Below are 25414 nucleotides of genomic sequence, written 5' to 3' on the forward strand. Positions count from 1 at the left end.
AAAAACCCGCCGGAGCGGGTGTTAAATTTGTTCGAACCACTGTTCTAATTCGCGGGTCCCTTCATCCTCGTCCTGAGGCCCGAACTTCAGCATCAAATCAAGCATGTTGGCTTTGCCACCCTGAGCGTTAAATACTGCGGCAGAGATTTGTGCAGACTGCGCGTCACCGCGCCAGTCACCAATTGGGCTGATGCGGTCATAAGCGATCCACATTTTCAGCTCACTGGCGGTCAGGGATTGTTCGAGCTCATGCAGGGTGCGCCCCAACCGCAGCGCGAGAGACATAAGGAAGAAGGTCAGCGGTTCATTTACTTTTTTTCTGCATATTCCTGAGAGTTACCCAGGGCCAGCGCCTGACGAAGTAAACGGGCGTGGACCTGCCCATAAATTTCGGCCACCTCGTTGGCATCGGATTCACTGAACACTGACGCACCGGCCTCATCCAGCAGCACATCGATAAAGAGGATCACATCCCCCATTTTGTTGCGCGCAAATTCCTGCGCAGCTGACAACTTCGGCGCATCGTCACCTTTTGGCAACTGATCGTAGTGCTCACGAAACTTCACCCACGCCTTACTGGACGGCTCGCGAAGAGTAACAACGGCATCCTCCCATTCGGGGACAATGACTTTTTGGGAGCGGTACGCAACAGCAGCAGTCAGCGCCAGGCTACGCAGCGGAATACTTTTTTTGTTCGCCATTTTTCACTCTCTGTAAGAACTGGAAGAAAAAAGCGGCCGGAGCCGCTTAAGAACCTGATACCGGGGCAATAATGCGTTTCGGCTTGCCTTTGACGCGCAGTGAGTACGTCGCACTGACAACCGCAGACGTCGCCGCAGACCAGCTGCTCTGTCGCACTTCAACCAGCACATAAAAACCGTTGCCGGAGGGGAAAACCACTTTCAGGGCGCGCAGTTCGTCGTTTTCATAGGCAGCCTGCAACGCGAGTTGCGCCTCTTCGTCGCCCACCCAGTTACGGGAGATCGACATTTCCGCAGGTGCCGCCAGGCCGTTGGTTTGCTCCTGTTCGGTAGAGCACAGCGTGGTGACATCGATGTCGCCCTTTTGCCCGCCGGTGTAACTGATTTCTTTCGTTGCACACTCTGCTTCCAGGAAAGTGACGCCTACCGCCGGAAAGCCTTCATCAAGAAAATCAGCTTCTGTTACAACGGTGCTTGATACGCCGATCTTTGTACCTTTAGTTTTTTCAAATTTACTGGTCATATTTTCTCCAGACGAAAAAAAACCGCCGGGAGGCGGTCATGTTTAAATGGGGGTTTTACTGCTGAATGGAGACTTCCAGCGTGGCGCGCCGCAACTGAGTTTCAGGCTCATAGCCTCCGGTTTTGCTCATCTGAGTGTATTGTAGTGGCACCAGCGCGGCGGCAATCTCTTCACGCAGTTCGCGTGCTTCATCAACCGTCTGCGCATAAACGTCAACCTGCAACGATGTAGTTTCCTCGGCGATGTCGCAGAAGGTGTCACCGTAGACTTGATCCACCAGCGTGAAGGTAATCCATGGGGGAGCAATGGCCGGGTAACCCGCATCATTCAGTGGAGCGATATCGGGGTAAACTTTCCCGTCGGCCAGCGCACCAATCAGCGAAAATACGTCGGCCTCTGTCATTTCATCAGTGCCTCATCAATCGCCTGATTTGCACGGGCAAACGCCACGCGGGTGGCTTCATCCTGTTTTGCGTCATACGCTGGGCGGATGAACGGGACCGGAGCCATATTTGATGTTCCCAGTTCAACGAAGCGCCAGTAATACGCATTTTTTTGATTGCTGGCTTTCATTTTGTTGTCGCTGTTCCCGGTTCGGGTATTTGTCCCGCGCACGTGAACACCCGATGAAATATCGCCGTTACGATCACGCTGAGTCATGACCACGATGTTTTTTGCCAGCTTGCCCGTGCGCCGGGGAGCCCGCTTGACGGCTTCATCCTTAAACACCGTGGCAGCTGATCGGGTGGCGTCTCGCATTACCTTTCGGTTTTGGGATTTGCTGAGTGCCTCCAGATCACTTGTTAGATCCAGCATGTCAGATACGTCAATTTTCATATCAAACACTTTTCACCCCCTGCTTACAGAGAAGTTCAAGCCTGGTCCCTTTTTCATCGGGAATAGGCGGGCCTGATACCTCCAGAATCATTCCCTTAAAGGGGCCATTCAGTACCTTCAGGCGAGACGCTGCCGAAACATCCCGACGAAATCGCATCCATACTCGCACGGTGACTTCCGCTTTTTCAGCACCGGAAGCCACCAACTCCCGACCACTGATGGCTTTAACCTCACCCCATACCGTCTTACCGTCCTGCCATTCCTGTTTTGGCTGGCCTGACGGCGTTTTAACAGTAACTGCATTCTGGATTGTTACCCGGTGGGATAATCTACCTGCCTGCATATCAACTCCTACAAACCGTAAATACGGTGTGGCTGCAGCAGTGCTTCAACGGCGAGAGGGATCTCAGTTGTTATGTTGCCGATGTTCACCGCTTCACGGTTGGCGTACCAGTGACCAATGAGCAACAACATAGCTGTACGAATGTCGTTATCAAGAAGTAGGCGATCTGCATCATCTGCAAAGCCTGTTTCATCATTCGTCTTGTAAAGCTTTCGGCGTGTCCAGGTTTCAACATAACGCGCTGCAGCACCTGTATAAATTTCTAACAGGGCATCATCATCGGTGAAATCATCATCTATTCGACAATGCCCACGAACAACAGACTGATCGATAAATTCCATTGACTCATCACCTCTGTGAAATGCGGCCCGAAGGCCGCAGGATATTAGCTACCAGATGCGCCGGAGAAAGAACCGTAAATGAAGGACTCAGGACGCTTAACCGCCAGGGCCAGACGCTCTTCACAACGGATAGAAATCATGTTTTTCTCGAAGTCGTCGGCGTTCTCGGTGGAGATAACCACGTTCGCATCTTCACGGTCGAAGATTTGAGCGCCAGCGTTGAAAGCTCCGGTCAGGAATTTGCCGATGAACTGAGCGGCCTCAGTGGCCACAACTGGCAGACCCCAGAGGGTTGGTCCAGTCAGACCTACCGGGTTAGCGAGGATGTAACGACCCAGCGTATCTTTGGTCAGTTCGATCTTCGCCCAGTCGATGAAGTGAATGACATGACCAGATGCCGGGAAGCGGGCCAGTTGGGCCTGCAACATTGCCAGACGCAGATCATCAATACCGTTCTGCTGCTCGACGCTGAATGCAGGGTCGAATGCAGATGCCTGCGGGACGATGCCGTGAAGATGCACGCCGGTGCCATCGCCAAAGAGAATTTCCTGCTCTTCGGCATACTTCAGGCCGTAACGCATTTCAGCATCAACGGTAGACTGCAGTTGCGAAAAATCATCCAGGATCTGTTTTGATGCTTTGAACATGTGGGCGATGGTCGTCACCGGGGTAATTTTGGTCGCGAACTGAATTTCGCTGTATGGCTTGGTTGTGTTTTCCGGTACAACCGCCGCATTATTAGTGAACCCGGTTTGCTGTACCCAGAAGATTGCCGGAGATGCGGTGCGACCAGGTGCAATGAGATCACGGATGAACAGTCGCTGTTTTGGCGCAGTGTCGATACCCGGCAGGCGCTGTGGTTCAACCACACCATCAGCAACGTCAGTAGAAATCATTGCTTTCACCGGGACGCTGATACGCTTACCACCAGCAATGTTAGCGGAAATATCTTTCATCGCTTCTGATGAAATAACCTGCTTACCGACGCTTTCAATGACCTGTTTCGCGCTGGACAGAGGCATCTGGGCAACATGTTGCTCAAGTTCACCCAGAGCCGCTTTCAGAGTTTTTTCAGCTTGTTGCAAGGCATTAAATTCCACTGCCATTTTGTCGACAGTTTCTTTCGTTTCTGCTGAAAGTTTCCCGGTTTTCTTGGCTTCTGTCAGCGCTTCTTCCGCCTTTGCGTTAAATTTCCCGGTCGCCTCTTCGATAGACGCGGTGACTTTTTTCAGAATATCGTTTACATCAGACATGTTTGATCCTTATTGAGATAACGCGGTTAGCGCGCTTTCAAGAGATGAGAGGGTTTCAGGATTTATTTTGTCAGTAGCGCACGGCGTACCGTCAGGATTGGTGGCAGCGCCAGGCATGCCACCGGATAATGCTTTAATGAGCTTCCGGCGCTCAGAGCGCGGAGTGTTTGTTTTCGCCAGCAACGCATCGAGTTTTCGAAGTGCAGCAGCCGGAGAGTCGTCACCGTCAGTTACTGCATCAGCAGAAAGCAAACTGTCTGCCAGGCCTTTTTCAACGGCATCACTGCCGCCGATATAGCTTTCGGCATCCATTAACTGATGCACTGTCTCTGTACTCAGACCAGAGCGGGAGGCGTAAATATCTGCCATCGCGTTATCAAATGGCTCAAGAGAAACTGATATTTCTGCGAAATCATGGCGATTACCCATCGCGATAACCCAGCAGTTATGAATCATCAGGAAAGCACCACGGCCAATCTGAATATCATCACCGGCCATGGCAATAACCGAGGCAGCACTGGCGGCAATACCCAGTACTTTTACGGTCACTTTCCCCTGGTGTTCACGAAGAAGGTTGTAAATAGCAAGCCCTTCAAACATGTCACCACCGGGGGAGTTGATATTGACGATTACATCAGCACCATTCATGGCACGCAGAGCGCCAGAAATACGCTTAGCTGTTACGCCTTCGTCCCAGTAATCACGGCCAACGACATCAAAAATGCTGATGGTGTTATCGCTGTCAGCAGCGGCGCGTAATCCGCCATTCCACCGCTCAAGTGCAGCTGGTTGTGGTTCGCTGGTAACTCCCGCGCAGGGGCGACCCGCCGGAGCTACCGGAAGTTGTCTTTTTGTCATGGTTTGATTAACTCCTAAGCCGCCTGTTTAAGAGGGGATTGTTCAAACGGAATATCAGGGAACACGTGGTTATGAACCTGCCTCAGTGCGAATGCCTGAGCGGTCTGATTATTTTGTTTCAGATCTTCAAGGGGCGTCAGGTTGAGCTGAACGGTATAAATATCACCACCGGGGATCGGAGGATAATTTTCAAGACGCCGCACATCGTTTCGGCTCATCCAGCCATTCTGCAACGCACTGGTGTAGTAGGCGGCTCGACCCGCGCTGTCAGCACGCAGTAACCCTTCTACCGAGAACTCTGCAAACACATCCTCGTCACCGTTCAGAAGACACCGTGAAATTTCCTGCTCAATGTTGACCAGTAGCGGCCTTAACGTATGTGTCAGGAACTGCAGGTTCATCCCTTCAAGACTTGAAGCCCAGCTGCTTTGTTTAGTTGTATGACCGACCATAAAAGGTGGCACACGGAACCATCTGCAGATTTCTTCAATACTGAAGCCTCGTGATTCAAGCAACTGGGCGGCCTCAGGATTCATGGTAACGTTCTGGTATTTAAGCCCCCCTTCTAGAACCATTATTTTCCCGGCATTTTTGGAACCAGTGAATGCCTGCATGTAACCGCGCAGGCGCTCGCGTTGCTCGGCATCAAGAGCATTGTCAGCAGAAAGGAATCCCGAGCTCTGTAGGCCGTTCTCAAATATCTTGGCTGCTGATTCATCTACAGACATCGCCGCCCCGAATACATCTACACCAGCACGGGTCGGCATCATTCCACATACACCATCAAGCCCGAAACCTCGAATATGCATGAGACGATCAGGAGGAATAATTCTCTCCTTGCCATTCTCGGTATAGGTGTACTGGAGACGACCACTATCGAGCCGTTTCACGACCATGTTTTGAGGCAGTAGCGGTATCAGAGACACCAGTTTGGAACCAATGAACAGTTTTTCGACAAATGCATTGCCGCGTAAACAGATGCTGGCGACCACCATCAGCATGAATCGTGACGGCGTCATTTCAGGGTTAGGTCGGCGGCAAAGAACCTGATAAACATTATTGCTTTGTGCCAGCTTTCGGGAACCATCTGGCTCACGCTCATACACTTTGAGCGGCAGCGTAGAAACCGATTCACTTAAAAGCCTGACGCAAGCCCAAACCGCTGACAGGCGCATGGCTTTATCAGCCGTTACAACTTTTCCGCTGCTGCTCGTCCCATACCACTCCTGCCAGAACGTGCCAGTAGTCAGGCTAATTGGGACACCCAGCCAGTTCAGCAGAGCTGATTTAACCCTACCGGGCTGCTTACTCTTTTTCATCAGACACCTATCATGATTGGGTTATCAAAGAATCCGCTCAGATCCTGCTGGTCATTTCCACCATTGACGAGCTGGCGACTGGTGGCCGTGAACAGCGCCACGGGACCATCAATTTTGTTTTCAGGCGTGGATTTATTCGGAAAGATGTTGTCGTTCTTGTCGGGCTTTACCGTCACATTTGACATCATCCAGGTCATGACGGGGTTACCGTCATGATGAATCTTGTTACCGTAAACACTGGCCTGAACAGATTTCATCGCCTCAGACAGATTTTTCACTGTCTGAGCGACTTCAACGAGAGGTAGCCCTTCCTCGGCAAGCGAAAGACTGAATTGCGTTGCACTCCAGGGGTCAAACGCAATTTCTTTGAGGCTTTCACCTTTAACCCACTTTTCAACCTCTGCCTTGATGTAGCCATGATCGATAACGTCGCCATCAGTCAGATCAAGATATCCTTCAGCGGCCCATTTCCTGTAAAGCTCTGCGATATGGTTTGGTGCTGTTTCAAGCCTACCCTCAGGTATCCAGAATTTTGACTTCGTATGCGTATGACCGTCGGGTGCCTGCCACGTTTTAACAGCGGCGCAAATATCGATTTTGTTTGACAAGTCAATACCCACCCACAGTGGCCATTTGCGAAGAACCTCATCAGCGGCAATATCGCTGCACTTGCTCCAGCGTTCCATATCCATCCAGGCACATTCAGCTGTAACCCAGATATTAAGATGCTTAGTGAAGAAATTCGGGCGGGCTGCGACCTGCTCTTTCGCCTTTTTCGCAAGGCGACGCATATCATCCCAGCGTTTACAGATACCGAGACCAGGGTTCGCCTTAGGCCAGTTAGCCTCATCAAAAGGGTCATCATCTTCATCCAGGGTGTAGATGAGTGCAAAGTAGGTGTCATCATCAACAATGCCACGTAGTACCTTGATGGCGTAATCCCGCTGCTCGTAACAAATGCCCTCTTTATTGGTACCTGCAGTCGTTATTGCAAAAAGCAGGGACTGAAGGCGCGCCCCGGTGGCTGTCTCCAGAACGTCCCAGACATCACGGGTACGGTGAGCGTGCAGCTCGTCGACAATGCCGCAGTGAATATTCAGGCCGTCGAGGTTGTTCGCATCGCTGGAGAGCGGTTCAAACTTAGAGGCCGAACGCTCCTGGTGAATGTTGAGTTTAACGTGACCAAAAAGACGCCCCAGTGTGCGGGGGGCTTTCTTGATCATGTTCTTGGCATCATCAAAAACAATCCGCGCCTGGTCGCGGGTCGTTGCAGCCGAGTAAACCTCAGCGCCCCCTTCGCCATCGGCACCGGTCATGTACAACCCAATACCAGACGAAAGTGTGGATTTGGCATTTTTACGCGCCACCTCGTCATAAGCCGTGCGAAAGCGGCGCACCATGACAGCTGCACCATCCTCCATAACCACTTCACCCGTCATCTCATCAACTAAATGTATGACGAAGCCAAACAGGTTGATTAGTATGAAAACGTGCCAGGGCATCAGCTTGATCGGCTTTCCAGCCAGCGCACCTTTGACGTGGGGTACAAAATCATAAAAATCGAGAATGTGCTGGGCGCGACCTTCGTTGAAGTACACGCCCCGCTTCGGTCCGTGCTCTAAATCATTGAAGAATCGCTGGCACGCCAGACGTACCAGTTCGCCAGCAACAATCTCGCCAGACAGTACGCGCTCGGCGTACTGGATACCTTCCGAAACCGTTGCCATTCATCATTTGCGCTTTTTAAGAAATTCTTCCAGAGGGTCCGCTTCAGCAGGGTTATTGCCACCAACTTTGGCACGGCTGGCGGGAGTCATGCCAAACTCAGTCAGCATTGCCCGGATACGCTTCCAGGCATCTGCTTTCATGATCGCTGCCGGGTGGCCTTTAATCAAAACATCACCAGTCTGCGTTTCAGTGCGATAGGTGTAGCCCTCAATTTCCAGTGTTTCACAGTGATGCCGGTACTCGGTGTAAGCCTCTACAAGTAATTCGAGCGCCCGTGCATCAAGAAGAGAAATCACCCCGATAGCGTCAAGTTCTTCGGCCATACGCTTAAACCAATACTTCCCCTGCTTGTCAAAATGCTTCGGTGTTGGGGGCACCCCTGCAGGGGGTTTTGGTTCATTCTTATTTATGGCTCGTTTCGATGGGTTACCCTTCACGAGAGCCAGACGTGTTGGGGTTTTCGGTGGTCCTGGCATAATCGAAAACTCCTATTAATCGTTGCTGGGGGTTCCCATAAAAAAGTTTTCTAACCTGCGGCGGTGTGAAAAAAACTTAGGCGACGGTCCTGAGCAGGCAAGCTCCTGAACTCTTTACCCACCCTCCCCTTGATGAGAATCACTATCATTCACATTTAAATGATTTCATTTGCAACCATTTTATTGATATTGATTATCATTTAAATCTTTCTCGACCTGTCTTGGTTCGATGGCAGGGCCAGCAGAGTGATTCAAGATTGGCGAGATCGTCGGTGCCACCATTGGCTTTCGCAATAATGTGGTCGACGGTCTTTGCAGGTGCGATCAAATTGTTCCGTTTGCAGCTCTGGCACAAATGCTTATCGCGAGTAAGCACCGTGGATCTGAGAGAATCCCACTTACTGCCATATCCACGCTGCTGGCGACTCTGCCCACGTTGATGCTGCTGCCAGCCTTCGTTGCGATGTTTTTCGCAATAGCCTGATCTGTCGGTTGTGGTTCCTGCACATCCCCGCTTACGGCATGCTCTCGGTATGGCTGCTGGCATTAGGCAAGTCTCCACGCTAGTCGGCGCTCAGTGCGCGGCATTCCATCGGGGTGACGTTCAACAGGTTCGCCATCATCATGATCGACCAGTGACCAGCAGGGATAAACCACCGGGCCACCGTATGCATTACCCACGGCGTAATCAGCAGCCGCACTGTTATCCCATCGGGCCAGTACGTCAGCCAGCTTTGCAATCGGCACGCTGTAGCACACGCCATGAATCAACTGAGGCAGGGTGATGAAGTCTGCCCGCGTCTTATCAGCAACAATCAGACGCTCAGCTATCGCCGCCTGATATTGAGGCGGGCGACCCGTGCCGAGGTAGAAGCTGATCAGATCGTCAGGCTTATCATTGAGCCAGGCACAGGCCTTCTCTACGAATCCACGGACAGGCTGCGCATCATCCTCAACAATGACCACTCTGCATTTCTGGCTGGCTGCCCAGTCCAGTGCACGGCGGTGATTCCAGTTCGCACCATGCTGGCCTTCATCCATAAAGAGTTGAGCGTTCAGCTCATTGACCAGCATGATGGCCTGAGCAAACCGCGAGTGATGTGCGACCACTGCAAACTTCACTTGTGCATCCACCAGGCGCACTCCTTACCGATACCGTTTGTTTTGAATACCGTGTGCACCTGAGGGCCGGTAACCAGTCGCTCACTATAACGGTGCGCCACAATACCGAACGCAAGCATGTCGCCCACTGCAGCGGCAGCCTGTTCTTTCTTCCAGAACCGGTTGCTTTCATTCAGGTAGTAGAGTCGAACGATCCCGTGAGCTATCGCCATGACATCAGCGCGGGAGCCACCCAACAGACCAGCATTGAGCATCAGATCATTACGGTGCATATCAATGAATTGCTGATAGATGCTCTCAGGGTGGTTGCTCGCTGCCCATGGGTCGGCGTAGGTCTTTGGCTCGGAGCCAACGTAAACCTTGCCGGGGTTCATTTCATCCCACGGTTCACGCAGCATTTGAACGTCAGTGCCATCAGTGCACCACACGAAGCGGTATTCAGGATGTTCTCGCAGGTGCTGATAGATATGCAGCCAGCGCCGAAAATAAACATTCATCTCTACCTTAGGCACGGTAACCAGCTGCGTGCCGGTGGGTGCTTCGCTGAGCTCATCAGCCAACACAACAGCGGACACACCACGGATAGATAAAGCCCATGCATTGAGTATTCCGGCATCTGGCTTTAAACGTTCATTGCGCTGGGGGTCTGCTTCGCTGGTGAGTAAGGTTGTGATAACCACATCATGCTGCTTACGAAACTCCGCATACCCCGTGTAACCACTGTCCCGGCGGCTGTTATGGATGGTTACGTTGCGTTGCACCAGTGCGTCACGGTCTGGCCGTGGTACCGAGCGTTCTACCGCTTCATGCTCATCCAGCGAATAAATCAGCTTCTCAGAGCAAGCCACGTCAGCAAATGCCCACGACGTCAGTCCGGCATTGTGAATCCGGGTAGCCAGATCTGAATGCTCATACATGCCGCGCCCATAAACCGGGTCGAATCCACCGACACGCTCAATCGCACTCCGGTGATAGTAAAGCATCACGCCACGCTGCCCAGTGTACGCAACATGCCGATCATCACGATAAAGCACTGAGATATCGTTCAGTTTGCGCACCCCGGCCAGATCAAGAAACTGATAGGCAAGATGCGGCTCTGGTGACTCAATATAAGGAACATGCCAGCCATCAGTAATCGGCCAGGCATCATCATCAAACAGAAACAAATGCTCGCACCCCGCATCCACCAGCGCTGAAAGGCTGGCGTTCTTGGCGGCCACAATTCCCTGAGACACATCGAGGCGACGCAGTTGCACTCCGGCAGGAACCGAGGCAGCCGGTTGCGATCCATCATCAATAACAACCACCAGCGCACCAGCGGGCAGGTGTTTAAGTTGCTGCTCAATGGCGCGTGAAATAATTCCAGGGCGGTTGTGAGTGCTGATCGCGATGCCTATGCGTGCAGTTGAGATGCAGATAGGCGCATACGGGACACCATTAATAGTGACCTGCATATAATTACCTTAAGTAGATTTAGACAGAAGTTATTATGAATGATAGTTTTGTGAAGCTGTCCAACAATCAAATTTCAAATTTATTGAGGTTTATCAAATGGATAATATTGACTTTGAAACATTAAGACAACGCACCGATACTAATGGACCAACACTAAATTTCATTAAAAACAACTTTTTCAAAAAAATTGCAGAAGAACATGCTCGTGCTTACGAGACATTAGATACTGTTTTATATGACATTTCATTCATTGATAACGAATTCAAGCTAGACCTTAGCCCATTAGGGGTGAATATTCTCTCTAAAGAGAGGTTCATATTTATTGATTCTCGTGTTTTGAAAGAAATTACTTTTTTTCATAAGGACGAGTTAACCAAAGATATACATAGCTTATTTAGCATTTATTTTAAAAGAGAAGGTGAAATATTTTTCGAACTTAACTCACGACCTGTTGGGTCAGTAGAACAAAGCTACTGCTACGATTTGTTCTTTGATAAACTTTTCGAAGAACTTAATAATAAAAATTTAATTTTTGTTAAGTGAAGATTCTACAAGGCGCTTTATGCGCCTTTTCCCATTTACCTCAGACACTGCTCACGCACATACGCTTGCAGGCCTGTCAGTTGTTTGGTGACGGTGGCGATCCGTTCTCTGAGGGTGAAATAATCCCGTTCAGCGGCGTCAGTAAGTCGGGGGCTGGTAGCATCATCCATGCCGGGGGCGCTGGCGGTATTACCTTTTGGGCAGGTGGCGGCGACTTGCAACCGCTTACGGCCAGCAGCAACATCAGCACGCAGTTTTTCCAGTTCGGCTTTGGCATCTGCCAGTTCTCCGGTGTATTTGGCGTCGAGCGCGGCAACATCACGCTGTCGCGTTTGCATGTCTTTGATGGTGTCATTCGCCAGCGTCAGCGCACTGGTCGCTTTGTCCAGCTGGTCTTTGTAGGTGATGGCGTTGTCGCGGTAATGGTTCACCAGAAACGCCAGCAGGCCGATAAGCGCCACCACCGCCAGCTGAAACCAGTACCGTTTAACCAACGCGGCAATCACGACAGGAACAGAGCACGCTCTGCCTCACGGCGTCGAGTCAGTCCATTCAGCACCTTGCCACCAGCTTTATTCCAGCGAGGGAACTCATCAGCTGCGCCTTTGTAATCACCGGCGTTGAGTTTCTTCAGGAGAGCAGATGTTGACAGTGATCGGGCGCCGAGGTTGTAAGCAAACGACACAAGCGCATCGAACTGACCCTGCGTCAACTTTACTTTTACCAACTTGCTGACGTCATTCTCATAGCTCACCAAGCCCGTTTTCAGTAATCGGTCAGCGGTAGGCAGGTCGATAGTCATTCCCTGCTTAACCGGTTTCCCATCAACGGGGAGCGTCCAGCCATAACCAATTGTCCAGGGCGTACCGCCAGTTCCCGGATCTGGATAAGCGGTTAGACGGCAACCTTCAAACTGTTTAATCAGGGAAATGCCGTTAGGACTGGTTTGCATCGTCCACCCCAACCTTTTTCGATGTGAATTTTTTAATCAGGGAACCGATAGAAGCGGTCCCGAGATAGCCGATGAACACACTGCCGATGTAAGCCAGATTTGTGCTCAGTCCAATGAAGTCGAGGATGTCGCGGACGAACCAGGCAATCATGGCGCACATCAGGCCATCAATCAGCGTCTTCGATAGCGTGTCGCCGTTGTACCGCCCACGCAGGTACGCCATGCCGAAAGCCAGCATTGCGCCAATACCCTGCTCTTTTGCAGCCAGTAGGGCAGCAATGAAGTCTTGTTTATATGGCATTTTCATAGGCCTCACCTCCGATTAAACGGATGGCGCTGTGTGAGTGGGAAAAGGGTCAGGCCTCGGGCTTGATTAACAAAAAATCTAGTCGAGGATAATTCTCGTTGGCGTAGGATTTAAAAGATAATTTAAGTTTGAGGAACAAACATGAAATGGTGATTTTTTATCTGGTATAATAATGACTTAAGGAGAAATACATTAATGAACGAAGACACAACCAGCCTATTATGGGCATTTGAAAAAGCTAAGCTTCAAAGACACCCGGAGATATACTTAGTCCCCGATTATTCAAGCCACTCAAGTCACCCTTACTGTCTATGCGATAATCTTGGAAACATATTATTTGTATCTTACAGCTCAGGAGCTTGGGAAGAATTCGAAGGTGAATGTAAAAGAAGCATTACTGGATTACGTCCTCTTACTGAAGAGCGAGCATTCCTATGTACAACAGCAATATAAAAAACCCGCTCGCTGGCGGGTTTCTTTTATTTCAGGTCGCTTTCGATGTAGCTTTGCGAAGCATACATGAATCTAAACACATGCTGGCTCATTTTGCAAATAAAACTTGTCGCCATTTGTGCCGAATGCATCACACATTGGTGCGTAAAGCATCGATTCGGCCAAACTTAGCCAGGTATCAATGCGGCGACGGCACGTCATGTAGCTCCACTCAGGGTGTTTGACTTGCAGATCGTCAGCCATGGCCCTTTTGCTTTTCCTGTTGAGGTAATGCTCTTCCAGAGCAGCGTAAAGCCCAGCGTGCCCTGCGGTAATCAGTACGGCGCTAAGAACACCGTTGATAACCATCGCTTCATCATCTGAACAGAAAGCCAGTCCGCTTTTGTTTTTACCGTTGAGAACCTCAATGAAGAACGCCTCCAACTCCGGCTTAGTGATGCCAGACTTCTTCATTCTACGGAGCGCCTCTTTGATTGCCGTTTTGGTGACTTTGTTTTCGGTGAGCAGTTGGTTGAACATATTTCCGCTCTTACCACCGCCGATATAAGACCAGCGACCCCACATGTTCAATTTTCCCTGAATCCAAACGCTCTCTAAGGTACGCAGTCTTACGTGTTCTTCTGCTTTGCCAACTTCGGAAGGATTAATCATTTTGTTACTCCACTCAATTACGCCAGCACGCCAATTGCTAATGCGCGGTCTAAAAATCGAAACAGCAGCGTGAGCTGACTGCCATATTTGGCCTCGAAAGCCACAGGGTCCCGATGCAATTCATCGTGATGTGCTCTGCACAGCGGTATCACGAATAAATCATGGGCCTTTGTTCCCATCCCTCCTTGTCCATGTCCAATGATGTGATGTGGGTCGTCTGCCGGTTGGTTACAGCAGGCGCATGTCTGGGATTTAGCCCAGCGGGTGTACTTCTCGTTCTCCCAGCGGCGGCGCTTTGGGCGCAGCATGTAGGATTCTGGTGTTTCCGGGTCAACCTTCAGTGCCAGAACCTTTTTCGCCGTTTCCTGCACAATCTCAGATGGTCCGCGGGTTGGCGCGGTTTCACTCTCACGCGTGACAGACCTGACAACTGCCGGAGGCAGACGCAGAACCTGACGGGCTGCACCTTCAGGAATGACGTCGGCGAGGTCGTTATAGGCCAGCCACCAGCAAAGCTCCGGCAGTGTCAGAGCGTGAGTATCGTCGAAGCCCAGAGTGGTGCGTGCTGCCCTAATGACATATTGCGAGGCGTTAGCTCTGGCTATCGCCGCCAGCGTTTCGGTTGTGTGGTCGCGTAACTCATTATCGCAGGACCAGCACAAACGGATTACGCCGGGTTCATGGCGCAGCGTAGTCATGTTCTCTGCGTGATAGTCGCTATGGGGCCACTGACAACCGGATTCACGCTGCAACCATGACTCCAGCCCGTTGATGCCACCAGCACGTTGAAGCACGCGTGAATCGGCAAACACTGCCTGCAATGCCGGGTCTTCTGCCAGTGGCTGTACTGCTGGTGGAATTGCGCCGCTAGGGTAATTAGCCAGGCGTTCAGGCTCGTTTTCCAGCAGCATGCGCCCACGATGGAAGTGCGGGTAAAGCTGCGAGCCTGGCTTGAATGCCACAATGCCCAGCTCAGGGATGAGGATCGGCTTTAACAATGCTTTCACTGTTGATCACCGTGCATTGTCGAGCAAACGAAGCAGCTCAGGGAATTTTGACTCGAAGAAGTGAGGCTGAGTCTCTCGCGGATTAGCAGGGCTGGTGATGTTCTTGCCGTACATGCAGCCCTTCGCCGTCAATGACCAGAAGCGTTTAACACCGTTGGGTCCCGATCTGCTTCTGCGCTCGCGCTGTTCAACGATGCCCAGCGATACCAGTTGCTTGTAAACCTGGCTGGCAGTCAGGCGTAAGCCCTCAGCTTTCAGAAGCGCACTTAATGAAAGAGTCGGTCGGCTTGAGCCATCCAGCGCACCAGCAGGTGCATCAATGGCGTACTTCGGCATGAGATCAGGAAGACCGGCAACTTGCTGCAGCTTTTGGTAGGCACCGAGTTTTGATGAGTTGGAGAGGTTGAGCATCTTCGCTGCTGATTCAAGGAGAATTACCCCCGCCTGAACCTGATCGGATTTGAGGTGTGCGCCGTTGGCGCTCTGCAAAGAGTCAAAGGTGCGGATAACCTTCAGATTAAATGCGGCGCTAATCCACATCGCGTACGAGTAGACCAATTCCTTACAAACGAAGGTTCCCTGGTTATTGCCACCGGCTACAGTGACTATCGGGGTCGCTCCTGTAATGTCAGGAGCGCTAGAAATTTCTGAGATGAGTTCTTGGGTCTGGCTAAGCGTCGCCCAGTTTGACGGTTGATGGCGTTTTTCACCACCAGCAGCACGGTGTAAATCATTCAGGCAGTAACGACCATCAAGATCACGGCGTACGGAAACGCCGTCAATTACGAGTAATTGACTCATTTTTGTTCTCCACTGTTTGTATTGCGAGGGGCCTGCACGCCCGCTTCGCTTGCACCTTTTGACATTACTGCCAATCGGCAAGCCGCGCAAGGTTCAACTGTATAAGTATCCACCACCTTATCCAGGGGGGTGATCGACATCTCAACCTTCCCTTTCGCTACTACCGGCCCCCACTCCACCAGCATCTTTTTCACCTGACTGTCGTCTTCCCACACACCAGCATGCGTAAGAGCGTCAAAGAGCCCTTTGGTGTAGTTGTCGATGTCACGGACGCGGTTATCAGGCGGGTAAAGCATGATGTCCACTGCACACAATGAGTTGGACGGTTTAGGTAGGCGGCGCAACTGTTCGATGATCGACGCACAAGCCTCGCTCTGAAACTTTCTCCCTGCTTCACTGATCAGGTGTCTGCCCTTTAGTGGCCCTTTGTTCGGGGCGCGCCAGTATGTGTTCACGCTGGGTGGAAATGGCAGTATCAACTTCATGCTGCATCCCCTTTTGCCCAGTCGCAGGCCATGACAGCACCTGGCAATAAACTTACTGCTGGGTTGATAGCCTCATTTCCCCAATGGTCCCAGCCATCAGCAGGGTTACGGCTGAACAGCTCAATGCGTGATACGTCGCCATACAGACGCTCAAGGCGGTGACGTGCCTCTGCAGGTTTCTGGCTATGCTCACCCAACGGGCTGTAGATGACCTGTTTAACCCCGGCATCCTGACGTTCCAGCCCCCTACCCCGCGTGGCGATCAGCAGGTCTTCAGTGTTGGCGCGGGTGTGGTTGCCGCCGTTCATGCGGGTCTGATCGTTCAACAGGTCGAGGAAGTCGTAGAAGTCCAGGATGTCGCCGGAGGCCAACGCTTTGTTGATGTGCTGCTCAGCCAGGGCGTTTAATTTCACCCAGGTGAAACCCTTCATCGTCCGAACAGTAAAGCCCCAGGCTTCAGCCAGCTCGATCGCCTCACGGTTGTGTGTCCCGGTGTACCACATCGCCAGTACCGCGTTTTCTTCAGCAAGAGCCCATACAGGAAGGCGTTTCAGGTCGGTCATGCTCATCGTGCTGTAGTGGTCTTTGGCGGCACCGTTGCTGGCGTTGTTGCCGTAGCTCCACGGCGGGTCTGCGTAAATCAGGGAGTAAGTTTTCATACGTCACCATTGAATCGGCCAGCCATGTCCCACATGCGCTCGGTGTAACGGGTGCACGGTGAATGCTGAAGGCATTTTTTGCGCTGTTTGAGGCATAACTCCCGCTCGCTCGGAATTTTCGATGAGTCGAATGCTTCAAGCCACACACGGCCAGCGCGTTGATATAAACCAGCTTCCTGTAAGGCCTGGGCTTTCTTGATGAGAGGTTGGACGCATGGTTTTTTCATGTGCGGAACCCCGAATTTGCTGGCGCTGAGTAATCCACGTTGTCGTAGCTGGATTTGAATGCCGTGTCGGTCTTCGGCTTGCGGTGGGTATCCCACTCGTCACGGGCTGGACGGCCCTTGGCATTCCACCGAGCGGCGCTATGCAAGTAGCCCTCAAACTTGGTCGGTCTGAAAAGCGTGCTGGGTTGCATGTAGTCGTACTGCGTGGTGCCTTCCCAGTGCACATGCTTGTAATCAACCATCAGGATCATATCTTCGACGGTGTGGCCTTCACGCAGACGAGCCCGAATGTTCTCCAGCGAGGTCTTGCCCTTCTGGAATTTAGAGCCTGTAACCGTGTTGAGATGGTTCAGAACCAAAATGGCCTGATCTGTAACCAGCACTTCAGGATCAGATCCCCCCTTCCCTTCGTCGGGTTGCCCCGCAACCTGACAAGAGGGTTTACCTGTAATCTCTGTAGTACTCTCTGTTGTAATCTCTGTAGGATCATCGTGCCAATTTGACCTGATGACAGCGGGTCGATCTGAACTGATGGAGCGTTTCTTTTTGACCTGTTCCATCTGGTCATTTTGAACTGATGGAGTAGTTCGTTTTGACTTCATGGAACTGGTCACTTTGACCTCATCTAAAAGATCGCTCTCGTAGTTGATCGTGTAGAAGTTCGTCATGTCGCGCTGAGACTGATTTAACTGCTCAATTCGCAGCAGTCCCAGCTTCTTCAGGTTGGTGAAAGTGCGTTTAAGCGTGGACTCAGACCAGAACGGGAACTGTTCAAGCCACTGCTCACTCGTGTTGTAGATCCAGCGCTGGCCGTCATGATCCATGCCGGATGTCGTTTCTTTCAGCCAGTAGTGAACCTGCTGCAAAGCGATAGCCTCATTGAGGCCAATGCTGAAGGCTAAATCAGGGCTTATCACTATCGGCCTGGATGGCATTAGTAGGCTCATTAAGTCCCTCTATTTCCCTGAAGTCGCGCAGAAATTCTTTAAGTGGGCTGAAGCATTCGCCGTGCTCATAACCAGTGCGCAGGTAGATAACTCGCTGGGTTTCTGACTCCCAACGGATGACGTGTACTGGGATTCCTCTTCTGTCTTTGAACCAACGGTTGAGTGCGCGCATAGCTCAGACTCCGCTTTTCGTCTCCAGTCACCCACGGCCCACTCTGCAAAGTCGTGGGTTACAACCTCCCGATCACCTGGTACATTTACGGCATAGCAATATTCGACCTTCGCTTTGCCACCTGGCATCGGCAACGCAATCAGTTGCGAGCGACGGTACGGTGTTGTTACACTGTTCATGCGTTAGTTCTCCACTTGATTGCGAAGCGCCACGACGCCAGGAGCTGCACACTCGCTGGCGTCACCTTTTTCAGGGTCGCAAAATACCCGATACAGCAGCGTCAAATGCTCCTGCCACTTCGCCATTACCTGATAGCTGTTCTCTTCAATCTTCTCGCGCTCACTGGCATCAATAACCCCATCAGCAGTCGCTATACGCACGTACTGAGAGTGCTCACTGATCCACTCGATGGTTTCCATCAGGCGCTCGTTGATATCGGCATTCTCAATTTCTTCGATCGCCACCAGCGGAACGTTTACGCTGTTTGACTGACGGGAAACGGCATCAGCGATGTATTTCTTGCCGCTGGCCTGCTGCAACACCATTGCCCAGCCCATTGGGAAGATCTGATCGCCACCGTCGCGCAGACGGTTAAACAAAGCGTCCTGCGTTACATCCAGGATTTCAGCAGCTTCCGCATAACCACCCGGCAACGCTGCAATGGTCTTGCGAACTGCGGCCACCAGCCACGCTGGCTGTTTCTCTACTTTCCAGTGTTCATTACCCACGGTTAACCTCTTGATTCTGTGGTTACTGTTTTGAGGATGCTTCGTTAGACTTTCCATACAGCTCAGGACGGAAAGGCAATTTACCCTCAGTGCGATATGCAGCCTCAGCAGCCCGACCTTTGGGAATTAACCGACCAGGTCGATTGCGCCACTGGTAAACCGCCTCGCTTGTGATGCCGAAAAAAACCGCTACCTTCTCGGTGCTACCGAAAAATTTCTCTACTTCATCGGTCGTCATAACGCCTCCTTTACTAAGTTTGATTAGATATTAAATACCAATCTATCTTTGGTCAATAAAAACTAAGATTAGTTAGTTTTATTTAATGAGTGACGTGAGAATGGAAACGGTTGGGCAACGAATAAGAGGCTTGAGAAGAATCACAAAGACCTCTCAAAAGGAATTAGGTAAATTTTGTGGAGTTAGTGATGTCGCAGTGGGCTACTGGGAAAAGGATGTTAATGTTCCTGGTGGCGAAGCGCTGGGCAAACTTGCAAAATTCTTCAATACGTCAATAGATTACATTCTATATGGCACTGAATTTGAAGATAAGTTAATCACTAGCATGAGGCGTATCCCTGTAATCTCTTGGGTACAGGCAGGTCACTTTACCGAAACGCCACCAGCTGAGATCAGGAGTGAAGCGGAGAGATGGGTTGAAACATCGCTACGCATTAGCGACAGCTCCTTTGCGCTTGATGTTCAGGGCGACTCGATGACAAACCCAAATGGGCTACCTACCATTCCTCAGGGTGCGACGGTTATCGTTGATCCGGATGCAGAGCCGACCAATGGCAAAATTGTAGTGGCTCGACTGGATGGCACAAACGAAGCAACAGTGAAAAAACTAGTCATAGACGGGCATCAAAAGTTCCTGGTCCCATTAAACCCCCGCTACCCGAATATCCCAATAAACGGCAACTGCGTCATCATTGGTGTGGTTAAAGGCGTTCAGTACGAAATCTAAGTTTCCCTTCATCTTAAAACACTAAACTAAGAAAAGTTTGGTGTTTCCTCTTGACCATAAAACTAAGTTAAGTTAGATTTTATACATCAACAGCGAGCAGGCAGGACGCCCACGAAGTAGCCGCCGGTGGCATATGAATGACCGGATGATTCGCGAAGTGAACCGAATATGGCGTAAGCCGACAGTCTTGAAGGCGTTTCTCTCAGGTTTCGCGCTAAAGAATAGCGGGGAGAACCTGGGGCGGTGAGCAAACCCCGCGCAGCTGCACCTGATGCTACAGCTCAGACCAATAAGCCGAATGGCAGCGTAACTGCCCTTTGCATCTGCCCCGGTAAGGTAGCGCTGCCGAGCCGGGGCGGGTGAATCGTAAAAGGTTTCATGTACCGAATGAACACATGATGACGCGGGGAAAGAACCGTGACAGGAGGGAAGTAGACCCCGCGAACACAACAGGTGAGAGCATTGACGAGCAAGGCACAAATGCTGGTTCAATTCCAGTTACCTCCCTTAACTGGGAGGGGTTGGGCAGGGAAAAGGTCCGTTCAATTCGGACACCGGCAGTGCTCTCCCCGTTGTGGTGAATTGCAGCCCACCGAGGCAACCAGAAGATAAGCGCCTGGAACCACAACACAATCATCCATTGCGTGTGTAGTCGTTAGCGGCATCTGATCCTAACCCGTGAGGGTGCCGCACTTTTTACACAACACACAAGAGCATCACCAGGCGACGGGCTCATAACCCAATCCACCTGGGCGGCACTCACCGCAGGTGCTCTTTTGTGTTGTGTGGAGAAACTAACTTTTTAGCGCCGGTGCAGAGGCGCTGAGGAACCGAGAATGAATAATCCGTTTTTCAAAAATATGTTGGTGTATCGCCTTAGTCGCGATTTAACCATCAACCAGGAAGAGTTGGAGCAGCAGCTTGAACTGTTTCGCTTCGCCCCATGTGGTAGCCAGGATATGGCAAAAACCGGTTGGGTATCACCACTGGGTCAGCGGTCAGATCGATTGCATCACACCGTCAATAATCAGGTGCTGTTGGTTATTCGCCGTGAAGAAAAAATACTGCCCTCTCCCGTCATCGCTGAAGAACTGGGTAAGCGCGTAGCTAAGCTGGAAACGGACCAGGGCCGTCGCCTCAAGAAAACAGAGAAAGACTCTCTGCGTGATGAAGTGTTGCACTCCCTGCTTCCTCGGGCGTTCTCCAAAAACTCGACTGTTAGTTTGTGGATCAACGTCACCGACGGTCTGATCATGGTTGATGCTGCCAGTGCCAAGCGTGCCGAAGACTCATTAGCCTTGCTTCGTAAAACTCTCGGCTCTCTCCCGATCGTTCCACTCACTATGGAAGCGCCGATCGAGCTGACCATGACTGATTGGGTTCGTTCCGGTAGTTCCCCCGCTGGCTTTGCCCTGGGTGATGAAGCCGAACTTAAAGCCATTCTTGAGGATGGTGGTATCGGACGCTTTAAAAAACAGGCGCTGGTCAGTGACGAAATTCATGTGCATCTGGAAGCTGGGAAGGTTGTTACGAAGCTGTCTCTCGACTGGCAAGAGCGCATTCAGTTCGTTCTCTGCGATGACGGTAGCATCAAACGCCTTAAGTTCTCTGATGAGCTGACTGAGCAAAACGGTGATATCGACCGTGAAGATGCAGTTCAGCGGTTCGACGCCGATTTTGTTCTGATGACCGGCGAGCTTATCTCTCTCATTAACGGGTTAACAACCTCTCTCGGCGGCGAAGCCAAGCGATAAACAACAGGCAGCAATTACCCCATGAGCACGGGTTGGGTTGCTGCACTCCAAATCTGGCGAAGGTTGGTTCGGAGGGCCGATGAATCACATCGAATTTATTGAGAAGAACGTAAGGGAAGAATTAATTCGCCAGGGATTTTCACTGACAGTTGCTCAGGGGGGGGCATGGCAAGCGGTTGATTTATATAAGCGTATGTCTCAAGCCAGTAAGAAAGGCAAGATTTTTGATGATGTTTTACGGCATGCAAAATTGTGGGCCGAAAAACAAACCACAAAAGCTGAACGGTCCCCAACGAAACGCGTTAAGCGCGTGACCCAGCAGGGGTTGTTCTGACCGTAAAAGTAATTAGCGCGGTGCAGCGCGTAATGGAGAATTAACAATGTCATTTATTCAGACCCTTAGCGGGAAAAAGTTCGACTACATTCACTCTACCGTTGACGATATTGATATCGAAGATATCGCCAATGCGCTCTCTAATATCTGTCGCTTCGCAGGCCATCTGCCAGAGTTCTACAGTGTCGCTCAGCACTCCGTGCTTTGCAGTCAAATCGTTCAGCCAGAGTTCGCCTTTGAAGCGCTGATGCACGATGCAGCCGAGGCGTATGTGCAAGACCTGCCTGCCCCGCTTAAGTGGCTGCTGCCTGACTATAAACGCATCGAAACGATGGTCGACGACCTGATTCGAAGTAAATACGCCTTACCTGCCAATCAATCTTCAGTCGTTAAATACGCAGACCTGGTCATGCTGGCGACCGAACGCCGCGATCTGGAAATCGACGACGGCACCGAGTGGCCCATGCTCCAGGGTATCCCGTGCACCGACATTATTCAGATCGCCCCACTCCGTCCTGGTCAGGCGTATGGCCTGTTCATGAACCGGTTCAACGAACTGATGGAGGCCCGTAAATGAAAGAGCGCCTGACCAAACAGCAGTTACTCGATGCTGCACGTAACGCGGCAAAATACGTACCAGCAGCTACCGCCGACATTCTCAACGAACTGGCTAACCGTCTCGACGTGACCAGTGTGGCGTTAAGTGAGTCGATGGAACAGCGTAACGCGCTTATCGCCGATAAGGCCGCACGTGATGACATTATTGGTCGCTTGATCGGTCAATACAGCGCAGCAGGTCTGCATGCTGTTCAAGGTTCCCTGAATCCTGGGCAGTCTCTTTTGTATGACGCAATGCAGGTGATGAATTTCGGAAAAGATACCGAGAAGAAGCGCGCCTATATCGTGATCATCCAGCGGGCGTGGTGCAACGAATCTGGTCATGGAATTAACTACGACTCTGATATGGAATCGTTTGATACCAGAAAAGAAGCCATCGATTACGGCGCAGAATTATGCGGATCTGATGACTTTAATATCGGTGTGACTGAAGCAGGACGCCTCATCTCATTTGACTGGATGGATAAGCCAGTAGGCGATTCACCAGAAACACTGGCTAAGATTGCCGAGGCGTTAGGTCTGGATGAGGAGCCCACCAGCAATGGCCGCTAACTCATTCAAACTCATGTCCCGTTCTGGCGTCATAAAACGTGCCGATACCGGGATGTTTATCAGCCTCAATGACATTCACGTCAAAGAAGGTTTCAACAAGCGTGATGACGATGAGCGCACGCGCCAGGCTGATGACGACCTTTACAACTACCTGATGAATGGTGGTACCGTTCCCCCGCTGGAAGTCACTCCACGTGATGAAGGTGGTGTGTGGGTTGTTGAGGGGCATCGCCGTCGGCGCTGCTATGAACGTTGCCGCGATGCGGGTAAACCCGTCGATCGCATTCACATCATGCCATTCGTTGGCAATGACGTTGAGCGCCTGGCCCGTGTCATGACCAGTAACAACCAGCTCCCGCTAACCCCGCTGGAACAGGCGCAGGTGGTGAAAGAACTGGCTACCACGTTCAACCTGACCACACCGGAAATAGCGAAGCTGGTTCACAAGTCAGCGCCCACGGTTGAGAAGCTACTTACCCTCGCCACTGCGAACCACGACGTGCAGCAAATCGTTCGTGCCGGGGAAGTGTCTGTCGGTGTTGCCGTTGATCGCGTTCGTGAACATGGCGAGAACGCCGGGAAAGTCTTACAGCAGGATCGGGAAGTTGCCGCAGCAGCAGGGAAAACCAAAATCACCAAAAAACTCATCGCACCCGAAGTCAGCGTTAAAAGCGCTCGCCGCCTCGTCGAGCTGATCAGCACGGCAGGTATCAACGATAACGGTGTAGTCACTCTGGAAGGTCTCGTGCTGGCTGAAGTGCTGGCAATCGTGGATGAGCATAAGGCTGTTTCAGCTCAAAGGACCACCAGCAAAGGAGCGCACTCATGAGCGATTCAATAGCCACCGGCGCAAAACTGACGCCAGAAACTTTTGCTGATTTTATTGAGCGCCTGAAATACCACAGCCGTGGAGAAGGTGTTAACGAGCATAGCACCGCAGATGCCATTTTCATTGTCCAGCGCAAGCGGTTAGTGAGTGGCATTGATGCCGATTACACCGACCAGTTGATGATTTGGTGCGATGACTGTAAGTGGTTCAGTATTCAGGAATATTGGGATGATCTGGATGCTGATGGCCGGGTCAGGCTGAATAAAAAATCACAGGAATGGTGCGATAAGCAATTCATGAAAGCTGATGCCAGCGACCAATGGTATTTAATCGGTGAACTGGAAGATCACACCGTCACTGGTTATCAGTGGGAATGGGAATATGTGAATAGCCATTTCACACGCGAAGCGGCTGAGGCGTTTATTAAGCGAAAAGCCCATGACTATCGCGACGGCCTGAGAATTTACGTCGATGCCAATATTTATTGTTGGGAATTTAACGCAATCAAAGAGGCGTTGATGGATGGGCGTCTGGTGCTTGCGGAAAGCAAAGGCGGTGCAGCATGACCCAGACCAACGAACAGATTCAGGCACTCCAGGCGGCTGAAGGCGACACGCTGGCACTTAACGCATACGAAATATCTAACCAGCTCCGGCATCTGGCTGATAACGAAATCGACAGCGATTCATTCGCTGTTGTTATCGAAAATTATAACGGTCAGGAAGTTGAATTCGAGCGCCCAATTACCGACCTGGCTATCGACGCCGCAGAAATGATGGACAAGCTGCTTGCGGAGAGGGAAGCGGATAAGGCTCTGATTGCTGAGTTAGAAGGAAAGCTGAAAAACGTCCGGGATGGGTTGGACTATTGGGCAAAACGTAACGCTGAAAACGAAGGTGCTGCCGGGAGATTGTTCATGGCTAACAAGCGCATCGCCGAACTGGAGGCCCGCACGCTCACCGTTAAGTTGCCGCGTGAATACACCTGCTATCACGGCGGACCCGATGGTGATGATTTCCGGGAGCGGTGCTACCTAAAAGACGACGTGCTCAGCATGTTCGCCGCCGCTGGCATCACTTTAGTCGTGGGAGGGGAAGATGCCACTAACTAAGAAACAGCGTGCGGAACTGCGTATGAAATTCGGCGGCAAGTGCGCGTATTGCGGCTGCGAACTGGGTGAGAAGTTTCACGCCGACCATGTAGAAGCTGTTCGCCGCAATATCAGCAAAGGCTATGCGATGGATAGGCCAGAAAATGACACTCTCGCAAATATGGTACCGGCGTGCGTGCCGTGCAATCTCTACAAGATGTGCGACACGGTAGATGGATTCCGTAGGCGCATAGCCACTCAGGTAGATGTTACGCGTCGGGCATCCAGAAGTTATCGATTCGCGGAAGCCTTTGGCCTGGTTAAAACGACAAACGCACCTGTTGTGTTCTGGTTCGAGCAATACCAGGTGGGAGGGGAGTGAAG

37 protein-coding genes and 1 pseudogene are annotated in these 25414 nt (G+C 51.4%); 10 read left to right on the forward strand and 28 right to left on the reverse strand.

The window, feature by feature from the left end; genetic code table 11:
• Positions 1 to 21: 21 nt before the first annotated feature.
• The 15 genes from AC5JPW_RS04945 to AC5JPW_RS05015 all read right to left on the reverse strand — a co-directional run bounded on the left by AC5JPW_RS04945 (position 22) and on the right by AC5JPW_RS05015 (position 10955).
• Entirely contained in the window at positions 22 to 285 is a 264-nt protein-coding gene (locus AC5JPW_RS04945; protein WP_494238577.1) for a phage tail assembly protein T, read from the reverse strand.
• 23 nt (positions 286 to 308) lie between these two features.
• Positions 309 to 701, reverse strand: a complete 393-nt coding sequence (locus AC5JPW_RS04950) for a phage tail assembly chaperone (RefSeq protein WP_494238578.1) — start codon at positions 699 to 701, stop codon at positions 309 to 311.
• Positions 702 to 747: 46 nt separating this feature from the next.
• The gene (locus AC5JPW_RS04955; RefSeq protein WP_494238580.1) at positions 748 to 1224 is read right to left on the reverse strand and encodes a phage tail tube protein; all 477 of its coding nucleotides are present in this window, start codon (positions 1222 to 1224) and stop codon (positions 748 to 750) included.
• Positions 1225 to 1279: 55 nt separating this feature from the next.
• A complete protein-coding gene (gene gp17, locus AC5JPW_RS04960; RefSeq protein ID WP_494238582.1) occupies positions 1280 to 1627 on the reverse strand; it encodes a tail completion protein gp17 in 348 nt (115 codons plus the stop codon).
• Positions 1624 to 2061 (reverse strand): HK97-gp10 family putative phage morphogenesis protein, encoded by a 438-nt coding sequence (locus AC5JPW_RS04965; protein ID WP_494241133.1) that lies wholly within the window; start codon positions 2059 to 2061, stop codon positions 1624 to 1626. The genes gp17 and AC5JPW_RS04965 overlap by 4 nt, the downstream gene beginning before the upstream one ends.
• 1 nt (position 2062) lies before the next feature.
• Positions 2063 to 2404, reverse strand: coding sequence for a phage head closure protein (locus tag AC5JPW_RS04970; protein ID WP_494238583.1), 342 nt, complete (start codon positions 2402 to 2404; stop codon positions 2063 to 2065).
• Between the two features lie 8 nt (positions 2405 to 2412).
• Positions 2413 to 2745 (reverse strand): head-tail connector protein, encoded by a 333-nt coding sequence (locus AC5JPW_RS04975; protein ID WP_494238585.1) that lies wholly within the window; start codon positions 2743 to 2745, stop codon positions 2413 to 2415.
• A 44-nt stretch (positions 2746 to 2789) separates the two neighbouring features.
• Positions 2790 to 3998, reverse strand: a complete 1209-nt coding sequence (locus tag AC5JPW_RS04980) for a phage major capsid protein (protein WP_494238586.1) — start codon at positions 3996 to 3998, stop codon at positions 2790 to 2792.
• Between the two features lie 9 nt (positions 3999 to 4007).
• Positions 4008 to 4856 carry a head maturation protease, ClpP-related gene (locus tag AC5JPW_RS04985; RefSeq protein ID WP_494238587.1) on the reverse strand — a complete coding sequence of 283 codons (849 nt, stop codon included), beginning with the start codon at positions 4854 to 4856 and terminating at the stop codon, positions 4008 to 4010.
• Between the two features lie 14 nt (positions 4857 to 4870).
• Positions 4871 to 6175, reverse strand: coding sequence for a phage portal protein (locus tag AC5JPW_RS04990; protein ID WP_494238588.1), 1305 nt, complete (start codon positions 6173 to 6175; stop codon positions 4871 to 4873).
• Entirely contained in the window at positions 6175 to 7902 is a 1728-nt protein-coding gene (locus AC5JPW_RS04995) for a terminase large subunit (protein ID WP_494238589.1), read from the reverse strand. Before AC5JPW_RS04995 ends, AC5JPW_RS04990 begins: the two co-directional genes overlap by 1 nt.
• Before the next feature lie 3 nt (positions 7903 to 7905).
• A complete protein-coding gene (locus AC5JPW_RS05000) occupies positions 7906 to 8379 on the reverse strand; it encodes a phage terminase small subunit P27 family (RefSeq protein WP_494238591.1) in 474 nt (157 codons plus the stop codon).
• 196 nt (positions 8380 to 8575) lie between these two features.
• Complete coding sequence (locus AC5JPW_RS05005) at positions 8576 to 8926, reverse strand: HNH endonuclease (RefSeq protein ID WP_494238592.1); 351 nt, start codon at positions 8924 to 8926, stop codon at positions 8576 to 8578.
• A complete protein-coding gene (locus AC5JPW_RS05010) occupies positions 8926 to 9516 on the reverse strand; it encodes a hypothetical protein (protein ID WP_494241135.1) in 591 nt (196 codons plus the stop codon). Before AC5JPW_RS05010 ends, AC5JPW_RS05005 begins: the two co-directional genes overlap by 1 nt.
• Positions 9498 to 10955, reverse strand: a complete 1458-nt coding sequence (locus AC5JPW_RS05015; RefSeq protein WP_494238594.1) for a glycosyltransferase family 2 protein — start codon at positions 10953 to 10955, stop codon at positions 9498 to 9500. The genes AC5JPW_RS05010 and AC5JPW_RS05015 overlap by 19 nt, the downstream gene beginning before the upstream one ends.
• A 97-nt stretch (positions 10956 to 11052) precedes the next feature.
• On the opposite strand from AC5JPW_RS05015, the gene AC5JPW_RS05020 reads away from it, so the two are divergent.
• Entirely contained in the window at positions 11053 to 11499 is a 447-nt protein-coding gene (locus AC5JPW_RS05020; RefSeq protein ID WP_494238595.1) for a hypothetical protein, read from the forward strand.
• Positions 11500 to 11534: 35 nt separating this feature from the next.
• On the opposite strand, the gene AC5JPW_RS05025 is transcribed toward AC5JPW_RS05020, so the two are convergent.
• The 13 genes and pseudogenes from AC5JPW_RS05025 to AC5JPW_RS05085 all read right to left on the reverse strand — a co-directional run bounded on the left by AC5JPW_RS05025 (position 11535) and on the right by AC5JPW_RS05085 (position 19126).
• A complete protein-coding gene (locus tag AC5JPW_RS05025; protein ID WP_494238596.1) occupies positions 11535 to 12005 on the reverse strand; it encodes a lysis protein in 471 nt (156 codons plus the stop codon).
• Complete coding sequence (locus tag AC5JPW_RS05030; RefSeq protein WP_494238597.1) at positions 12002 to 12451, reverse strand: lysozyme; 450 nt, start codon at positions 12449 to 12451, stop codon at positions 12002 to 12004. Before AC5JPW_RS05030 ends, AC5JPW_RS05025 begins: the two co-directional genes overlap by 4 nt.
• A complete protein-coding gene (locus AC5JPW_RS05035) occupies positions 12435 to 12758 on the reverse strand; it encodes a phage holin, lambda family (RefSeq protein ID WP_494238598.1) in 324 nt (107 codons plus the stop codon). The genes AC5JPW_RS05030 and AC5JPW_RS05035 overlap by 17 nt, the downstream gene beginning before the upstream one ends.
• Before the next feature lie 525 nt (positions 12759 to 13283).
• Positions 13284 to 13862, reverse strand: a complete 579-nt coding sequence (locus tag AC5JPW_RS05040) for a DUF1133 family protein (RefSeq protein ID WP_494238600.1) — start codon at positions 13860 to 13862, stop codon at positions 13284 to 13286.
• Between the two features lie 17 nt (positions 13863 to 13879).
• Complete coding sequence (locus AC5JPW_RS05045; RefSeq protein ID WP_494238602.1) at positions 13880 to 14869, reverse strand: DUF968 domain-containing protein; 990 nt, start codon at positions 14867 to 14869, stop codon at positions 13880 to 13882.
• Positions 14870 to 14875: 6 nt separating this feature from the next.
• Positions 14876 to 15670, reverse strand: a complete 795-nt coding sequence (locus tag AC5JPW_RS05050) for a KilA-N domain-containing protein (RefSeq protein ID WP_494238603.1) — start codon at positions 15668 to 15670, stop codon at positions 14876 to 14878.
• 116 nt (positions 15671 to 15786) lie between these two features.
• Positions 15787 to 16155: pseudogene (locus AC5JPW_RS05055) on the reverse strand (RusA family crossover junction endodeoxyribonuclease); the annotation flags it as partial.
• The gene (locus AC5JPW_RS05060; protein ID WP_494238605.1) at positions 16152 to 16814 is read right to left on the reverse strand and encodes an MT-A70 family methyltransferase; all 663 of its coding nucleotides are present in this window, start codon (positions 16812 to 16814) and stop codon (positions 16152 to 16154) included. The pseudogene AC5JPW_RS05055 and the gene AC5JPW_RS05060, both read right to left, overlap by 4 nt.
• Positions 16811 to 17041, reverse strand: coding sequence for a PerC family transcriptional regulator (locus AC5JPW_RS05065; RefSeq protein WP_494238606.1), 231 nt, complete (start codon positions 17039 to 17041; stop codon positions 16811 to 16813). The genes AC5JPW_RS05060 and AC5JPW_RS05065 overlap by 4 nt, the downstream gene beginning before the upstream one ends.
• Positions 17038 to 17988, reverse strand: a complete 951-nt coding sequence (locus AC5JPW_RS05070) for a conserved phage C-terminal domain-containing protein (protein ID WP_494238607.1) — start codon at positions 17986 to 17988, stop codon at positions 17038 to 17040. The genes AC5JPW_RS05065 and AC5JPW_RS05070 overlap by 4 nt, the downstream gene beginning before the upstream one ends.
• A complete protein-coding gene (locus AC5JPW_RS05075; protein WP_494238608.1) occupies positions 17945 to 18160 on the reverse strand; it encodes a DUF4222 domain-containing protein in 216 nt (71 codons plus the stop codon). The genes AC5JPW_RS05070 and AC5JPW_RS05075 overlap by 44 nt, the downstream gene beginning before the upstream one ends.
• A 182-nt stretch (positions 18161 to 18342) precedes the next feature.
• A complete protein-coding gene (locus AC5JPW_RS05080; protein ID WP_494238610.1) occupies positions 18343 to 18888 on the reverse strand; it encodes a YmfL family putative regulatory protein in 546 nt (181 codons plus the stop codon).
• A 22-nt stretch (positions 18889 to 18910) separates the two neighbouring features.
• Positions 18911 to 19126, reverse strand: coding sequence for a Cro/CI family transcriptional regulator (locus AC5JPW_RS05085; protein WP_199160767.1), 216 nt, complete (start codon positions 19124 to 19126; stop codon positions 18911 to 18913).
• A 100-nt stretch (positions 19127 to 19226) separates the two neighbouring features.
• On the opposite strand from AC5JPW_RS05085, the gene AC5JPW_RS05090 reads away from it, so the two are divergent.
• The 9 genes from AC5JPW_RS05090 to AC5JPW_RS05130 all read left to right on the forward strand — a co-directional run bounded on the left by AC5JPW_RS05090 (position 19227) and on the right by AC5JPW_RS05130 (position 25412).
• A complete protein-coding gene (locus AC5JPW_RS05090; protein ID WP_494238611.1) occupies positions 19227 to 19853 on the forward strand; it encodes a LexA family protein in 627 nt (208 codons plus the stop codon).
• Between the two features lie 836 nt (positions 19854 to 20689).
• Entirely contained in the window at positions 20690 to 21607 is a 918-nt protein-coding gene (rdgC, locus tag AC5JPW_RS05095; protein WP_494238613.1) for a recombination-associated protein RdgC, read from the forward strand.
• 79 nt (positions 21608 to 21686) lie between these two features.
• Positions 21687 to 21941, forward strand: coding sequence for a hypothetical protein (locus tag AC5JPW_RS05100; protein WP_494238614.1), 255 nt, complete (start codon positions 21687 to 21689; stop codon positions 21939 to 21941).
• A gap of 46 nt (positions 21942 to 21987) precedes the next feature.
• The gene (locus AC5JPW_RS05105; RefSeq protein ID WP_494238615.1) at positions 21988 to 22518 is read left to right on the forward strand and encodes an HD domain-containing protein; all 531 of its coding nucleotides are present in this window, start codon (positions 21988 to 21990) and stop codon (positions 22516 to 22518) included.
• Positions 22515 to 23111 (forward strand): hypothetical protein, encoded by a 597-nt coding sequence (locus AC5JPW_RS05110; RefSeq protein WP_494238616.1) that lies wholly within the window; start codon positions 22515 to 22517, stop codon positions 23109 to 23111. Before AC5JPW_RS05105 ends, AC5JPW_RS05110 begins: the two co-directional genes overlap by 4 nt.
• Positions 23101 to 23940: a ParB/RepB/Spo0J family partition protein gene (locus AC5JPW_RS05115; RefSeq protein WP_494238618.1), complete on the forward strand. Its 840-nt coding sequence runs from the start codon at positions 23101 to 23103 to the stop codon at positions 23938 to 23940. The genes AC5JPW_RS05110 and AC5JPW_RS05115 overlap by 11 nt, the downstream gene beginning before the upstream one ends.
• Positions 23937 to 24506, forward strand: a complete 570-nt coding sequence (locus AC5JPW_RS05120) for a hypothetical protein (RefSeq protein ID WP_494238619.1) — start codon at positions 23937 to 23939, stop codon at positions 24504 to 24506. Before AC5JPW_RS05115 ends, AC5JPW_RS05120 begins: the two co-directional genes overlap by 4 nt.
• Positions 24503 to 25051, forward strand: a complete 549-nt coding sequence (locus tag AC5JPW_RS05125; RefSeq protein WP_494238621.1) for a hypothetical protein — start codon at positions 24503 to 24505, stop codon at positions 25049 to 25051. The genes AC5JPW_RS05120 and AC5JPW_RS05125 overlap by 4 nt, the downstream gene beginning before the upstream one ends.
• Complete coding sequence (locus AC5JPW_RS05130; protein WP_494238623.1) at positions 25038 to 25412, forward strand: HNH endonuclease; 375 nt, start codon at positions 25038 to 25040, stop codon at positions 25410 to 25412. Before AC5JPW_RS05125 ends, AC5JPW_RS05130 begins: the two co-directional genes overlap by 14 nt.
• Positions 25413 to 25414 lie beyond the last annotated feature (2 nt).

This window comes from Phytobacter sp., from assembly GCF_059074235.1.

Excerpts from the sequence above, each read along its gene's own strand:
- AC5JPW_RS04945 (WP_494238577.1), bottom strand. The coding sequence starts at position 285 with ATGTCTCTCGCGCTGCGGTTGGGGCGCACCCTGCATGAGCTCGAACAA.
- AC5JPW_RS04950 (WP_494238578.1), bottom strand. The coding sequence starts at position 701 with ATGGCGAACAAAAAAAGTATTCCGCTGCGTAGCCTGGCGCTGACTGCT.
- AC5JPW_RS04955 (WP_494238580.1), bottom strand. The coding sequence starts at position 1,224 with ATGACCAGTAAATTTGAAAAAACTAAAGGTACAAAGATCGGCGTATCA.
- gp17 (WP_494238582.1), bottom strand. The coding sequence starts at position 1,627 with ATGACAGAGGCCGACGTATTTTCGCTGATTGGTGCGCTGGCCGACGGG.
- AC5JPW_RS04965 (WP_494241133.1), bottom strand. The coding sequence starts at position 2,061 with ATGAAAATTGACGTATCTGACATGCTGGATCTAACAAGTGATCTGGAG.
- AC5JPW_RS04970 (WP_494238583.1), bottom strand. The coding sequence starts at position 2,404 with ATGCAGGCAGGTAGATTATCCCACCGGGTAACAATCCAGAATGCAGTT.
- AC5JPW_RS04975 (WP_494238585.1), bottom strand. The coding sequence starts at position 2,745 with ATGGAATTTATCGATCAGTCTGTTGTTCGTGGGCATTGTCGAATAGAT.
- AC5JPW_RS04980 (WP_494238586.1), bottom strand. The coding sequence starts at position 3,998 with ATGTCTGATGTAAACGATATTCTGAAAAAAGTCACCGCGTCTATCGAA.
- AC5JPW_RS04985 (WP_494238587.1), bottom strand. The coding sequence starts at position 4,856 with ATGACAAAAAGACAACTTCCGGTAGCTCCGGCGGGTCGCCCCTGCGCG.
- AC5JPW_RS04990 (WP_494238588.1), bottom strand. The coding sequence starts at position 6,175 with ATGAAAAAGAGTAAGCAGCCCGGTAGGGTTAAATCAGCTCTGCTGAAC.
- AC5JPW_RS04995 (WP_494238589.1), bottom strand. The coding sequence starts at position 7,902 with ATGGCAACGGTTTCGGAAGGTATCCAGTACGCCGAGCGCGTACTGTCT.
- AC5JPW_RS05000 (WP_494238591.1), bottom strand. The coding sequence starts at position 8,379 with ATGCCAGGACCACCGAAAACCCCAACACGTCTGGCTCTCGTGAAGGGT.
- AC5JPW_RS05005 (WP_494238592.1), bottom strand. The coding sequence starts at position 8,926 with ATGCCAGCAGCCATACCGAGAGCATGCCGTAAGCGGGGATGTGCAGGA.
- AC5JPW_RS05015 (WP_494238594.1), bottom strand. The coding sequence starts at position 10,955 with ATGCAGGTCACTATTAATGGTGTCCCGTATGCGCCTATCTGCATCTCA.
- AC5JPW_RS05020 (WP_494238595.1), top strand. The coding sequence starts at position 11,053 with ATGGATAATATTGACTTTGAAACATTAAGACAACGCACCGATACTAAT.
- AC5JPW_RS05030 (WP_494238597.1), bottom strand. The coding sequence starts at position 12,451 with ATGCAAACCAGTCCTAACGGCATTTCCCTGATTAAACAGTTTGAAGGT.
- AC5JPW_RS05035 (WP_494238598.1), bottom strand. The coding sequence starts at position 12,758 with ATGAAAATGCCATATAAACAAGACTTCATTGCTGCCCTACTGGCTGCA.
- AC5JPW_RS05040 (WP_494238600.1), bottom strand. The coding sequence starts at position 13,862 with ATGATTAATCCTTCCGAAGTTGGCAAAGCAGAAGAACACGTAAGACTG.
- AC5JPW_RS05050 (WP_494238603.1), bottom strand. The coding sequence starts at position 15,670 with ATGAGTCAATTACTCGTAATTGACGGCGTTTCCGTACGCCGTGATCTT.
- AC5JPW_RS05060 (WP_494238605.1), bottom strand. The coding sequence starts at position 16,814 with ATGAAAACTTACTCCCTGATTTACGCAGACCCGCCGTGGAGCTACGGC.
- AC5JPW_RS05065 (WP_494238606.1), bottom strand. The coding sequence starts at position 17,041 with ATGAAAAAACCATGCGTCCAACCTCTCATCAAGAAAGCCCAGGCCTTA.
- AC5JPW_RS05070 (WP_494238607.1), bottom strand. The coding sequence starts at position 17,988 with ATGAGCCTACTAATGCCATCCAGGCCGATAGTGATAAGCCCTGATTTA.
- AC5JPW_RS05075 (WP_494238608.1), bottom strand. The coding sequence starts at position 18,160 with ATGCGCGCACTCAACCGTTGGTTCAAAGACAGAAGAGGAATCCCAGTA.
- AC5JPW_RS05085 (WP_199160767.1), bottom strand. The coding sequence starts at position 19,126 with ATGACGACCGATGAAGTAGAGAAATTTTTCGGTAGCACCGAGAAGGTA.
- AC5JPW_RS05090 (WP_494238611.1), top strand. The coding sequence starts at position 19,227 with ATGGAAACGGTTGGGCAACGAATAAGAGGCTTGAGAAGAATCACAAAG.
- rdgC (WP_494238613.1), top strand. The coding sequence starts at position 20,690 with ATGAATAATCCGTTTTTCAAAAATATGTTGGTGTATCGCCTTAGTCGC.
- AC5JPW_RS05100 (WP_494238614.1), top strand. The coding sequence starts at position 21,687 with ATGAATCACATCGAATTTATTGAGAAGAACGTAAGGGAAGAATTAATT.
- AC5JPW_RS05105 (WP_494238615.1), top strand. The coding sequence starts at position 21,988 with ATGTCATTTATTCAGACCCTTAGCGGGAAAAAGTTCGACTACATTCAC.
- AC5JPW_RS05110 (WP_494238616.1), top strand. The coding sequence starts at position 22,515 with ATGAAAGAGCGCCTGACCAAACAGCAGTTACTCGATGCTGCACGTAAC.
- AC5JPW_RS05115 (WP_494238618.1), top strand. The coding sequence starts at position 23,101 with ATGGCCGCTAACTCATTCAAACTCATGTCCCGTTCTGGCGTCATAAAA.
- AC5JPW_RS05120 (WP_494238619.1), top strand. The coding sequence starts at position 23,937 with ATGAGCGATTCAATAGCCACCGGCGCAAAACTGACGCCAGAAACTTTT.
- AC5JPW_RS05125 (WP_494238621.1), top strand. The coding sequence starts at position 24,503 with ATGACCCAGACCAACGAACAGATTCAGGCACTCCAGGCGGCTGAAGGC.
- AC5JPW_RS05130 (WP_494238623.1), top strand. The coding sequence starts at position 25,038 with ATGCCACTAACTAAGAAACAGCGTGCGGAACTGCGTATGAAATTCGGC.